Origin of the sequence: Pedobacter psychrophilus (assembly GCF_001652725.1) — a bacterium.
GTDB lineage: Bacteria > Bacteroidota > Bacteroidia > Sphingobacteriales > Sphingobacteriaceae > Pseudopedobacter > Pseudopedobacter psychrophilus.
On record NZ_LWHJ01000022.1, the window covers coordinates 420,074 to 432,789 of the forward strand.

A 12,716-nucleotide genomic window follows, 5' to 3' on the forward strand; every position below is an offset into this window, starting at 1 on the left:
TTATAAATCTGGTTAATCATGAAATCCTGTAAATCAAGATTCAGAAAAATTAACCACGGAGAACACAGAGTTTTTTCACAGAGGAAACAAAGTATGATTGACATTCTAAGTTTAAAATTAAGTTAATCCTGAAATCTTGTAAATCAAGATTCAGATAAATAATTGAAAATAATATTAAATGATTAAAGAAGCTTTTAACGGATTACGGACTGCTTGGAAGGGTTTAGCGCTTACGCTGAAGCATTTTGGTGGCGCAACGGAAGCTAAAAAAGTGAAAGGAATTGCAGAGGCAAATTATTTTGAGCAGCAAAATGGCATAGCTACGGTTCAATATCCGCATCAGAAATTGCCAGTACCAGAAGTTGGCAGATACCAGTTAGAAGTGGTGATTGACGATTGTATAGTTTGTGATTTATGTGCCAAAATTTGTCCGGTTGATTGCATTGATATTGAGAGTATTAAGGCTACGGAGGCAATTGGGAAAACTTCGGATGGTTCTGTTAAACGTTTATATGCGCCCAAGTTTGATATTGACATGGCTAAATGTATGTATTGTGGTTTATGCACTACGGTTTGCCCGACAGAATGTATCATCATGACGCCTCAATACGATAAAAGTGTGACCCATATTTCTGATTTGAATTATAAATTTGCCACCATGACGGAAGTCGAAGCGGTGGAAAAAAGGTTGGAACAAGAAAAGCAATTAGCAGAACGACAAGCTGCAAAATTAGCTGCAATGAAGAAAATGCAGGAAGATAATTAATGAATATAGAAACCATAATATTTTACTTTTTGGCTTTTATTGCTTTAGCAAGCGGGGCTTTTGTGGTGTTGAGCCAGCATTTGGTACGCTCGGTTTTTATGTTTTTTGTAACGCTTTTTGCCGTTGCCGGATTATATGTTTTTGCTTTGGCAGATTTTGTGGCTTTAACGCAAGTAGTTATTTATGTTGGAGGGGTTTTGGTGTTATTGCTGTTCGCTTTTTTACTTTCGTCTAAGCAATCTTTGGAAGGAATGGAGAAAATTCCTTCGGGATTATTATCCGCTCATCGTTTGCCGGCGGCGATTATTTCTTTGGCTTTTCTGTTTTTGTTGTGCTTTGTTTTTTTTCAAATCGATTTTGAAAATCTATCTTGGATCACATCGGCGAAAGCCAAAGAAAACGTAATTTTAGTAACAGATAACACGATAAGGAACATCGGTATAAATTTGATGAGCAAATATTTATTGCCTTTAGAAATGGTTTCGATTTTGTTGCTGATGGTTTTGGTTGGCGCAGCACATATTGCAAGGAGGGAACCAAATTTATGATTCCATTACAACATTTCCTTTTTATTAGCGCAGCATTATTCAGTTTAGGATTATTTGCGATAATTACCCGCAAAAATGCTATCCAAATTTTAATGGGAATTGAGTTGATGATTAATGCTTCTATTTTAAATATAGTGGCTTTTGGCAAGTATGATAAAATTGACAACACAGGTCAGGTTTTTGGCTTGTTCATTATAGTTTTGGCTGCTGCGGCGGTTGCTGTGGCATTGGTTATCATCATGAATTTATACAAAAGGGTAAAAACCATCGACCCTAATCAAACCAATCTTTTAAAAGGCTAATGGAGCAATTTTTAAATCCTTATCAGCTTTTTTTAATCGCCATTTTGGCCATTACCGCTCCGTTTTTGGCTTTTATTTTATCCTTGATTTTTAAAAAAATTGCGGCTGCTTTAGGGATTTTAAGTATTTCTATTTCCTTAATTTCATCTGTAATTCTGTTTTTACACCTCTGGAAAAAACAAACTTTACATTATTCTTTTCAGTGGATTCACATCGGAAACGTTAAAATAGATGTCGGTATTTTACTGAACGATTTAAGTGTAATTATGCTGGTTTTGATCAGCTTGATTGCTTTATTAGTTCATATTTATTCGGTAGAATATATGCGAAAAGAAATTCTTAAATATCGGTATTTTGCTTATTTAAGTTTGTTTTGTTTTGCCATGATGTGTGTGGTAATGGCCGATAATTTTTTTATTCTTTATGCTTTTTGGGAATTGGTTGGTTTTTCCTCTTATCTACTGATTGGCTTTTGGTTTACCAAAGAAAAAGCAGTGCAAGCCAATAAAAAAGCCATGATTATGAATAGGATAGGGGATATTGGTTTCCTTATCGGGATCATGATTATGCTTTCCCAGTTTCATACTTTAGATATCGATGCGCTTTTTGGATCGGGCAGTTTAATTGATTCTTCTTTTGTGCAAAACGGATTATGGGTTACACCATTTAGCACCATGCCCGGTTACTGGTTAAGCATCGCAGGTTTTTGTTTTTTCGCAGGTGCAATCGCAAAATCGGCTCAATTTCCGTTACATACTTGGCTTCCCGACGCCATGGAAGGTCCAACAGCAGTTTCGTCATTAATACATGCTGCTACCATGGTTGCTGCTGGTGTTTTTCTGTTGTTGAGAATTGCTCCATTATTTAATGATGTTGTGTTGGTAAGTATGGCAAGCATAGGTTTGTTTACTGCTTTTATGGCCGCAAGTATCGCTTTAACGCAAAATGATATTAAGAAAGTTTTAGCATTTTCTACCATCTCACAATTGGGTTTTATGGTTTTAGCAGTTGGCGTTCAAGATAATGCAGCGGCGGTTTTTCATTTAATAACCCACGCTTTTTTTAAATGTTTGTTGTTTTTAGGAGCCGGAATTGTTATCCATCAATTGCACCATATCAAAGAAAAATCTAATGTCGATTTTGATGAGCAAAACATGGATAATATGGGTGGTTTGCGTAAGCTGATGCCTATTACCGGAATCGTGTTTTTTATTGCGGCAATGGCACTTTCGGGTTTGCCTTTTACTTCAGGTTATCTTTCTAAAGATGCAATTTTAGTCAGCGTTTTTGAATGGGCAGACTTACGTGGCGGAATATTTTGGCTTTTTCCGTTTGTAGTTTCCATCACATCTTGGTTGACTACTTTTTACATTTTCAGGGTAGTTTATAAAGTTTTCTTCGGTAAATTGAGGCTAGAAAAAGTGATAGCAAAAACTAAAGAACAAATGCATATCCATGATCCAAATTATTGGATGACCGTCCCAGTAATTATTTTAGCTGTGTTTTGCTTTGGAGTTTTCTTTGCATATAATCCTCTTAATTTGGATAGTTCCTGGGTTTACCACGGGTTTAATTTGCAACAACATAACGAAGGGATTTATCATTTAATGGTTCCTCTTTATATTAATGTAATGAGTTTGGCTTTAATCTTTTTAGCTCATTTAATTTATGCCAAAAAGAAAATCTCCATCAACTTTGAGCAGACTTGGTATTATAAATTATCTTATAATCAGTGGTATTTTAATGCTTTTTACGATGTCTTTTTAATGAAAATGGTATTATTTAAAGCACAAACTTTTTATTGGTTTGATAGAAATATCATTGACGGAGCTGTAAATTTTTCCGGAATTTTTATTCTTAGAATCTCTAAAACAGCAGACTGGTTTGATAGAAATATCATTGATGGATTGGTCAATGGTTCGGCGTGGTTGGTTAGTAGATTAGGGCTTTGGTTACGTGGGATGCTGAGCGGGAAATTGCAGCATTATTTTATTTGGATGCTGATTTTGTTTTTATCTTTTATGATTTTTAAAATTGTGATTTAATGGGCATTTTAACCATTTTAATATTTCTTCCTTTGGTTTTCGGTGTCGTTATTTTATTGATGCCAAAATCACTAACTGCTTATTTTAAATATTTAACGGTAGCAGTTTCTTTAGCTCAACTGATTATTGCATCGTGGTTGTTTTATCAGTTCAAAACTGGAGTTAATTTTGCCGGTGTTAGCAATCTCTCTCAATATCAATGGATAGAAAAACTGGATTGGATAAGATTGGATGTCGGCTCTTTTGGAACATTGCAAATAGATTATTTATTAGGTGTTGATGGTTTTTCCATCGGTTTGGTTTGGCTTTCTGCCTTGGTAATGCTGATAGCTGCACTTTCTTCCTGGGAGATAAAAACAAATCTTAAAGGATATTTTGCTTTATTTCTACTGCTTGATACCGCAATTATCGGTGTTTTTTGCTCATTAGATTTATTTCTTTTCTACATTTTTTATGAGTTGATGTTGCTGCCTTTGTATTTTTTAATTGGTATGTGGGGCGGCGTTAGAAGAGAATATGCAGCCATTAAATTCTTTTTATACACCTTGTTTGGATCAATATTTATGTTGCTGGTGATAGCGGGTTTATACCTTTCAGTTACCGACCCAACAACAGGAAACCACACTTTTAATATGGTTTATGCCATGAATCCGGCTAATTATTCGGCAGGTTTCATTTTATCGGCTGCAGCCAACGTCCAAATATTAGGTTTTTCTGCCCGGTCAATAAGTTTTATAGTGGTATTTATCGCCTTCGCTATTAAAGTTCCTGTTTTTCCTTTTCACACTTGGTTGCCCGATGCCCACGTAGAAGCACCGACCCCAATTTCTATAATCCTTGCCGGGATTTTGTTAAAGGTTGGGGGATATGGAATTATCAGAATCGCCTACGGAATTTTCCCCGAAGTAGCCGTTTCTCTTTCTTTTTGGATGGGATTGTTAGGAGTAATATCTATCATCTATGGTGCAATGAATGCTTTGGCTCAAAGGGATTTAAAAAGATTAATCGCTTATTCTTCGGTTTCTCACATGGGTTTTGTTTTACTCGGGATTGCCTCTTTAACCGCCGAAGGATTAAACGGAGCCATGATGCAAATGATTTCGCATGGATTTCTTTCGGTGATGTTGTTCTTTATTGTTGGTGTTATTTATAATCGCGTCCACGACAGAGATATTTATAATTTTAGAGGTTTGGCTAATCAAATGCCGGTTTTCACAGGGTTTGTAATGATTGCTTTTTTTGCGTCCTTGGGCTTACCAGGTTTCTCCGCTTTTATAGCAGAAGCCTTTACTTTAATTGGAGCATTTAGTTCGCAAGCCATAAATGGTTTGTTACCAAGATGGATGGCTATGGTTGCTGCTTTTGGGATTTTGTTGGGCGCCGGGTATTTATTATGGACTTTACAAAGAATGTTCTTTGGCACATTAAGGTTAAAAAAGGAAGAATGGCAATCGCAATTAAAAGATTTAAACTTTAGGGAGATTTTAACCTTAACACCTTTAGCAGTTTTAGCCTTGGTTTTAGGGATTATGCCTTCATTGGTTTTTAATGTGATGAGTAGTTCTGTAAATCAGTTTTTAATGTTGTTTAAATAAATGCAAAACATTACCCAATCCACCAATGATATCTTAAACTCCATTCCGCAGTTAAAAGCAGAATCGACAATAGTTATTGGATTTTTATTGGTAATTGTCGTCGATTTATTTCTTAAAAAATCGGAAAAACTTGTTTTTGCTATTGCGATACTTTCGCTATTAATAAGTGGAACTTTTTTGGTTTTAAAAATGCAAAACATGGGCGAAAGCCAAATACTTTTTAACGCGATGTTTGCCATTTCAAAAGCAGGTAATCTTTTTAAATTATTGGTTTTATTAGCGTCTATTTTATCGCTATTGTTTTTTAGTCAGGATGAAAGATTAAAAAATCATCCGAAAGGCATAAATGATTTTTACAGCATATTTTTGGGTGGAGTTTTAGGAATGTTCTTACTGATTTCGTCGGCAAATTTATTGATGGTTTTTTTGTCTATTGAGATGATTTCTTTAGCATCTTACCTAATGGTAAACTATAACGCCTATCAAAACAAACAAGCCGAAGCGGGGATGAAATATGTTTTGTTTGGAGCAGTGGCTTCGGCAATTATGCTTTATGGCATCAGCTTAATTTACGGTTTTACCGGAACTATTAACCTTTACGGAAACGAAATGGTAAACGGTTTAAACCAAATTGGTGCTGCTGGGACAACTTTGGCAATCGTTTTATTTATGGTGGGAATTGGCTTTAAACTTTCTTTTGTTCCCTTTCATTTTTGGACGCCGGATGCTTATCAAGAAGCCCCAACTTCAGTGACTTCATTTTTAACTACAGCTCCAAAAATCGCGGTCTTTGGATTTTTGTTTTTGATTCTACCTACTTTTCAAGGTCTAAACAATTCGGTTTTTAATCAATTAATCTTAATGGTTGCGGCTGCATCAATGATTTTAGGAAATACCATTGCAATATTTCAAGACAATCCAAAAAGGATGATGGCTTATTCTTCCATTGGGCATACAGGTTTTATTTTAATGTTGTTTTTACTGCCGCAGATGATGATTTTGAATGCTCTGCTATTCTATCTAGCCATTTATTTGTTGATGAACGTTGGAACTTTAATGTCTTTTGCTCATTTAGAAAATAAATTTAGAGCGACTCTTATTTCAGATTACAAAGGTTTAGGAAAATTTGTTCAGTCAATCTCAATAGCACTAGTAATCTTAATGGTTTCCTTAATCGGTTTACCTCCAACAGCAGGGTTTATTGCTAAATTCTTAGTATTTTCGTCTTTAATCAATCTGGCTTCCGCCGATATTTGGATTGCTGTTTTATTAATCATTGCAGCTATCACCACCGTGATTTCACTTTTCTATTATCTAAAAATCCCTTTATATTTATTCATAAAAAAGTCGGAAATCGAATTCAAAGAAAAACCAACTTCAAATTTCTTGATTGTTTTAACTGGTTTAATTGCGTTAGCAATAATTGTGTTTGGATTATTTCCTTCCTTAATCTCTTTTTAAGATTAAAAGGTTTAATTTAGAATATTAACCCATCATTTAATCAATCATCATGAAAAATCCATTTTTAACAGTTGGAGTAGTAAGTTTAATAATTTTATCAAGCTGCAACTCAAATTCTAAAAAAGCAGAATCCAAAGATTCTGTTGAAACTTTTACGATGAAGAACGCAAGTTGCTTTAGAGCTATTAGTAATACGGATACTGCAACATTAAACTATGATCAAAACGGGAAAAAAGTGGTAGGTGAGCTGACCTTCAAGTTTAAAGATAAAGAAAACACAAGCGGTACAGTTATAGGAGAATTTAAAGGTGACACTTTATTTGTTGATTATACTTTTAAATTGAAAGGAACCGAATATAAAAATCCTCAGGTTTTTTTGATGCAAGGAAATAACTTATTACAAGGGGCGGGAGAATTAGAGGTTTATGTTGGTAGAACGTATTTTAAGAAAAGTGTACCCATCATTTTCAAAAATGGCTTTGTTTTTGAACCAGCAGATTGTAAATAAATTAATCAATTGATTTATTTATAATTATTTCTACTATATCTATTGAAAAACTTATGTGGGTAATTTGGGCATTATTAGCGGCAGTATGTGCTGGCTTAACTATTGTTTTAACAAAAGCAGGTCTTAAAAACGTAGATTCTAATTTGGCATTTGCCATTCAAGCTGTATTTATTATTTGTATTACTTGGGGCTTTGTAGCATTTCAAAATCTATTTTCTGAAATAAAAGAAATAGATAATAAAGCTTGGATGCTTTTAATTGGAGCTGGTATTACTACAACACTTGCAACTATGTTTTCTTATAAAGCACTTTCTATGGGGCCAGCTTCTTATGTAATGACCATTGAAAGGTTAGCACTTGTTTTTGCCATAATTTTGTCGGTTATTTTTTTAAAAGAAAAACTGACCTGGCAATTAGTGGTAGGTGCATCCATAATGGTTGCAGGTGCTGTTTTAATTGCTTTTTCTGAATCTAAATCATAAAAAAAGAGCCAATGATTTTTAATCTTTGGCTCTAAAATCTTTATAAAATTTAGACTGCTTTTACAACAACCTGTATATTTCCTTTTGTTGCTTTAGAATACGGACAACCTTTATGTGCCGCATCAGCCATTTTTTGAGCTTTTTCTAAATCAACACCCGGAATGTGAACATCTAATTGAGCAGATAATTGATAAGAAGTTTCACTTTCTTGATTAAAAGAAACATGAACTTCTGCTGTTGCTTCTTTAACATCAACACCATCTCTTTTCCCTACAGAACCTAATGCACCTAAATAGCAACTTCCCCATGCACCAGCAAATAATAATTCTGGATTTGGAAAACCATCCTCACCACCCATTGCTTTTGGCGCTTTTAAATCCATATCTATAACGCCGTCATCAGATTTTATATGACCATCACGACCACCTTTTGCAGTAACTACCGCTGTATATAACTTTTCCATGATTAAATTACTCCAAATAAAGGACCAAGAATTTTTTTACTAAAATGTTTCTTCTCTTGGCAATGTTCCTTCCTGTGATGCACTACTCAAATCTTTATCTAAATCATAAAAATTAACATTGTGACTTTTATCTGTTGAAGCTAGGCTATATTTATCTAATAAACTGTTAATTAAAGCTTCTTCTTCAATTTGTTCCTTAACAAAATATTGGCCGAAATTAAAAGTTGCCCAATCCTTTTCTTCGTGTGCCAAATTCACAATATTGTCTATGTGAGTAGAATTACCAATCTCATGATCAAGAACTTTGTTTAAACAATCCCCTATGTTTGCAGGATTTGCAGGTGGTGCTTTTATAGCCTCAATTTTTGTTTCTCCTCCACGACCGTTAATATATTTTATGAACTTAAACATATGCTCACGTTCTTCATGGGCATGTTTGTATAAAAAAGTTGCTATTCCAGTATAGCTGTTAATTTCTGCCCAAGACGCATAAGAAAGATAAACTTGTGCTTGATAGGCTTCTCTTGTCATTTGATCGTTTAATGCTATTTCTATTTTTTCTGAAATTCTTTTTCTTCCCATTTTTATAAATTTTGCGTGATTTGATAATTTTTTATAGTTGATGTTAATTGGAGTCAAAAATAGCACCAAAAATAGGTGTTGATAAATTATGGTAAACCAGAATTATTAAACCCGATAGCAGCGGATACCGGCCTGTGGCTAATGCCTTGTGCAGTATAAGTGGAAAGCGGGACTGACATTGTTTATTAAGAAACAGCACCTTTTCAAAAAAAATAACTTAATAAATTGTTAATCTTAAGCCTTTAAAACAATTATTATATTTGCGCAACGAACAAAATTTTGTAATTTAGTGTAATTTTAACACTAAGTGTAAACCAGATCATTTCAAAAATATAATAACATGAGTTTAATTCTTGATGTACATGCAAGACAGATCCTTGATAGCCGAGGAAACCCTACCATTGAGGTAGATGTAATAACTGAAAACGGAATTTTAGGAAGAGCAGCAGTGCCTTCTGGCGCTTCTACAGGGCAATGGGAAGCTGTTGAACTGAGAGATAAAGATAAATCTGTTTATATGGGCAAAGGCGTTTTAAAAGCTGTTGCAAACGTAAATGAAAAAATTGCTGAAGCTTTAAGAGGAGTAGATGTTTTTGAACAAAACGCTATTGATCAGTTAATGATAGATCTTGATGGGACAGAAAATAAAGGAAATTTAGGAGCTAACGCTATTCTAGGTGTTTCTCTAGCGGTTGCTAAAGCGGCAGCACAAGAAAGCCGTCAGCCTTTGTACCGTTATATTGGTGGTGTAAATGCTAATACACTTCCTATTCCAATGATGAATATTGTAAACGGTGGTTCGCACTCTGATGCGCCTATCGCTTTCCAGGAATTTATGATCATGCCAGTTGGTGCTTCTTCTTTTTCTGAAGCATTACGTTGGGGAACAGAAGTTTTCCATAACCTAAAAGCGATATTACATGATAGAGGTCTTTCTACTGCAGTAGGTGATGAAGGTGGTTTTGCGCCAACTTTTGAAGGAACCGAAGATGGTGTTGAAACCATTATGAAAGCGATTGAAAAAGCTGGTTACAAACCAGGTGTTGATATTTGCTTAGCTTTTGATTGTGCTTCTTCTGAGTTTTATAAGGATGGAATTTACGATTATTCTAAATTTGAAGGTGTAAAAGGTGTAAAACGTACCAGTGCAGAACAAGTTGACTATCTAGCTTCTTTAGCCGATAAATATCCAATCATTTCTATTGAGGATGGTATGGACGAAAACGATTGGGACGGTTGGAAATTATTAACAGAAAGATTGGGCGATAAAGTTCAGTTAGTTGGTGATGATCTTTTTGTAACTAACGTTAAAAAATTGAAACAAGGTATTGATAACGATACTGCGAATTCAATCTTGGTTAAGGTAAACCAAATTGGTTCTTTAACAGAAACTATCAATGCGGTTGCGATGGCTCAACAAGCTAACTATACCACTGTAATGTCTCACAGATCTGGTGAAACAGAAGATGTAACCATAGCAGATTTAGCTGTTGCTTTAAATTGCGGACAAATTAAAACAGGTTCTGCTTCACGTTCCGATAGGATTGCAAAATATAATCAGCTATTACGTATTGAGGAAGAATTAGGTAAGACAGCCAAATTTATCGGTAAAGACTTTAAATATTTTAAAAACAGAAAATAATCTGAGATAAAAGAGCAAAGAACAAAGACTTTGCAAATAAAAAAAACCGCTTCCTTATTCGGGAAGTGGTTTTTTTATTTTAAATCACATCGTTTTTGTTCATTTATCTTTACAAACTCATTTATCAGTCAATAAAAAGTAACAAATCTTTATTGCTTTTTAGCTAGTGTTTATGTTCTTTATATTTGATATATAATGAAAAACATAAAACTTAGTATTCTTGATCAAACGCCAATCCGTAAAGGAAGCAATGCTCAAGAATCTTTACAAGAAACCATAGAATTAGCAAAACTTGCCGATGAGTTGGGTTATACCCGATATTGGTTGAGTGAACACCATAACTCAAAAACATTAGCAACAGGTTCACCAGAAATTATGATTGCCCGTTTAGGAGCAGAAACCAAAAGAATAAAATTAGGTTCTGGTGGCATGATGATGCCTAATCATAGTACGCTTCGGGTTGCAGAAAACTTTAGGGTTTTAGAAGCACTTTATCCAGGCAGGGTAGATTTAGGAATGGGAAGAGCACCTGGAGGAGATAGGTTAACGGCCCATTTATTAAATCCATCAAATGATTTTAATCCTCAAAATTATATTCAGCAATTAAGGGATTTAAAAAGTTTATTAAACGATGAACCTTTAGAAGGCATTGGAGAATCTAATGTTAAAGCGATTCCTATTATCGAGACAGCTCCAAATCTTTGGATTTTAACTTCAAGCGGTGAGAGTGCGTTATTAGCAGCCCATTTTGGAATGTCTCTTTCTTTTGCACAATTTATAAATCCTGTAGGAGCAGCGGCGGCAATCAAAAATTATAAAGAAAAATTTAAACCTTCTAATGAGTTGAGTCAACCACAAACCAGTGTTGGCATATTCGCTTTTTGTTCTGATGACGAGGAAAAGGTGAAAAGAGCTCAAGCATTGATGGATTATCGTTTACTGAGTTTTGAGAGAGGACAGTTTAATTCTATTTATTCTTATGATGATATTAAGGATGAAGAATATGATGCTCAAGAATGGCAAAGAGTTTTACATAACAGACAAAGAATGGCTGTTGGTAACCCTGTTGAAATGGTGGAAAAATTAAATCAAATCGCTCAGGATTTTGACACCGAAGAAATTTTGATGTCCACTTTCACAGAAACTAAAGAAGATCGTTTTAATTCTTACAGATTATTGGCAGAGGCTTTTAATCTCAATAAGAATGAGTTAGAATTGGCTTATTAAAGCTAATTGGTAAAATTGATTTTGTGAATGCAATCAATTTTATCAAATTTGAGGATGCTTAAATATGGTGTAATATTCGTTCTAGTTATCTTTTCATCTTGTACTCCAAAAATATCGCAAACTTGCAAAGCTTCTTTTTATGCCGATAAATTTAACGGCAGAAAAACGGCATCGGGAGAAAAGTTTAGAAACTCAAAACTCACAGCAGCACATAAGACTTTGCCTTTTGGTACAAAAGTGAAGGTCACTAATTTAAGAAATGGAAAATCTGTAAAGGTGAAGATTAATGACAGAGGTCCGTTTGTAGCTGGTAGAATTATAGATCTTTCTAAAAAAGCTGCACATAAAATCAATATGGATAAAGAAGGTATAGGAAATGTAAAGATTTCCTACAAAAAGCCTCATTAAAATATGGTTAGATAAGAAATAAGTATAAAGCCTACTCCGCCACCTTTATTTTTATTACTAGTTTCTTAACTTTTTCCTCATTTACCATAATATTAGGTCTATGAGCATTACTTGGAAAAAATAGATAAAAGACTTTAGGAGTCGCTATATCAAAAATTCCATCATCAATTTTATAATTAGCAACATCCTTTTCTGAATTATAAGGTTTAGTAATTGTTGCAGTTGCAGATGGCGCTAAACCAATTTTTTCCGTTCCAGAGATAATATATTGTAAATCGATGTATTTTTTATGTGATTCCCAATTTGTTTTTTCAATAGGTTTATCTACTATTTCTGTGATGCTTGCATACGCATTTTCTCCATCAATAGGATATTTGCCGGGTGCCATTTTCTCTAAATCGTTATTTTTCATAAACTCAAACGATTTATCCCAAACTGCTTTATTTGCTTGGTATTGTTTTTCAAATTCTTTTTGATCTGTTAAATGAGAAACTTGTGGTATTAATCCTGTAGAAATAGGTTGTTTTTGAAACCATTTACTACTCTCATTTTGAACCTTACAACCGTTTATTACAAATAAACAAATGATTAAGGCAGGAATTATTTTTTTCATTTTAAAGATTGAAAATCGTCGTTAAAGATTCACAATATTAATATTATTTATGTTTTAATTTATAATATTATTCT

14 protein-coding genes are annotated in these 12,716 nt (G+C 34.1%); 11 read left to right on the forward strand and 3 right to left on the reverse strand.

The genetic code is table 11. From position 1 onward, the window contains the following. Positions 1-178 precede the first annotated feature (178 nt). Genes A5893_RS06635 through A5893_RS06670 form a run of 8 tightly spaced genes read left to right on the forward strand, consistent with a single transcriptional unit; the run spans position 179 to position 7,707 of the window. Positions 179-766 carry a 4Fe-4S dicluster domain-containing protein gene (locus tag A5893_RS06635; protein ID WP_068821766.1) on the forward strand — a complete coding sequence of 196 codons (588 nt, stop codon included), beginning with the start codon at positions 179-181 and terminating at the stop codon, positions 764-766. Further along, the gene (locus A5893_RS06640) at positions 766-1,314 is read left to right on the forward strand and encodes an NADH-quinone oxidoreductase subunit J family protein (RefSeq protein ID WP_068821767.1); all 549 of its coding nucleotides are present in this window, start codon (positions 766-768) and stop codon (positions 1,312-1,314) included. Before A5893_RS06635 ends, A5893_RS06640 begins: the two co-directional genes overlap by 1 nt. Further along, positions 1,311-1,616 carry an NADH-quinone oxidoreductase subunit NuoK gene (gene nuoK, locus A5893_RS06645; RefSeq protein WP_068821768.1) on the forward strand — a complete coding sequence of 102 codons (306 nt, stop codon included), beginning with the start codon at positions 1,311-1,313 and terminating at the stop codon, positions 1,614-1,616. The genes A5893_RS06640 and nuoK overlap by 4 nt, the downstream gene beginning before the upstream one ends. Next, a complete protein-coding gene (gene nuoL, locus A5893_RS06650; RefSeq protein ID WP_068821769.1) occupies positions 1,616-3,661 on the forward strand; it encodes an NADH-quinone oxidoreductase subunit L in 2,046 nt (681 codons plus the stop codon). Before nuoK ends, nuoL begins: the two co-directional genes overlap by 1 nt. Then, the gene (locus A5893_RS06655; protein WP_068821770.1) at positions 3,661-5,256 is read left to right on the forward strand and encodes a complex I subunit 4 family protein; all 1,596 of its coding nucleotides are present in this window, start codon (positions 3,661-3,663) and stop codon (positions 5,254-5,256) included. The genes nuoL and A5893_RS06655 overlap by 1 nt, the downstream gene beginning before the upstream one ends. Continuing rightward, positions 5,257-6,717, forward strand: a complete 1,461-nt coding sequence (locus A5893_RS06660) for an NADH-quinone oxidoreductase subunit N (RefSeq protein ID WP_068821771.1) — start codon at positions 5,257-5,259, stop codon at positions 6,715-6,717. A 49-nt stretch (positions 6,718-6,766) separates the two neighbouring features. Further along, positions 6,767-7,225 (forward strand): hypothetical protein, encoded by a 459-nt coding sequence (locus A5893_RS06665; protein ID WP_068821772.1) that lies wholly within the window; start codon positions 6,767-6,769, stop codon positions 7,223-7,225. Positions 7,226-7,278: 53 nt separating this feature from the next. Then, the gene (locus A5893_RS06670; RefSeq protein WP_068821773.1) at positions 7,279-7,707 is read left to right on the forward strand and encodes an EamA family transporter; all 429 of its coding nucleotides are present in this window, start codon (positions 7,279-7,281) and stop codon (positions 7,705-7,707) included. A gap of 49 nt (positions 7,708-7,756) precedes the next feature. Here A5893_RS06670 and A5893_RS06675 read toward each other — a convergent pair whose 3' ends face one another. Together A5893_RS06675 and A5893_RS06680 are read right to left on the reverse strand one after the other, a co-directional pair. Continuing rightward, positions 7,757-8,170: an Ohr family peroxiredoxin gene (locus tag A5893_RS06675; RefSeq protein ID WP_068821774.1), complete on the reverse strand. Its 414-nt coding sequence runs from the start codon at positions 8,168-8,170 to the stop codon at positions 7,757-7,759. A gap of 39 nt (positions 8,171-8,209) precedes the next feature. Then, complete coding sequence (locus A5893_RS06680) at positions 8,210-8,752, reverse strand: ferritin (protein WP_068822105.1); 543 nt, start codon at positions 8,750-8,752, stop codon at positions 8,210-8,212. A gap of 340 nt (positions 8,753-9,092) precedes the next feature. Here A5893_RS06680 and eno point away from each other — a divergent pair, with 340 nt between their 5' ends. The 3 genes from eno to A5893_RS06695 all read left to right on the forward strand — a co-directional run bounded on the left by eno (position 9,093) and on the right by A5893_RS06695 (position 12,029). Beyond that, positions 9,093-10,394 carry a phosphopyruvate hydratase gene (gene eno / locus A5893_RS06685; protein WP_068821775.1) on the forward strand — a complete coding sequence of 434 codons (1,302 nt, stop codon included), beginning with the start codon at positions 9,093-9,095 and terminating at the stop codon, positions 10,392-10,394. Between the two features lie 195 nt (positions 10,395-10,589). After that, complete coding sequence (locus A5893_RS06690; RefSeq protein WP_068821776.1) at positions 10,590-11,621, forward strand: LLM class flavin-dependent oxidoreductase; 1,032 nt, start codon at positions 10,590-10,592, stop codon at positions 11,619-11,621. Between the two features lie 27 nt (positions 11,622-11,648). Then, positions 11,649-12,029: a septal ring lytic transglycosylase RlpA family protein gene (locus tag A5893_RS06695; RefSeq protein WP_232456817.1), complete on the forward strand. Its 381-nt coding sequence runs from the start codon at positions 11,649-11,651 to the stop codon at positions 12,027-12,029. Positions 12,030-12,060: 31 nt separating this feature from the next. Here the strand turns inward: A5893_RS06695 and A5893_RS06700 are convergent, their stop codons facing one another. Continuing rightward, entirely contained in the window at positions 12,061-12,642 is a 582-nt protein-coding gene (locus tag A5893_RS06700; RefSeq protein ID WP_068821777.1) for a YhcH/YjgK/YiaL family protein, read from the reverse strand. Between the last annotated feature and the right edge of the window lie 74 nt (positions 12,643-12,716).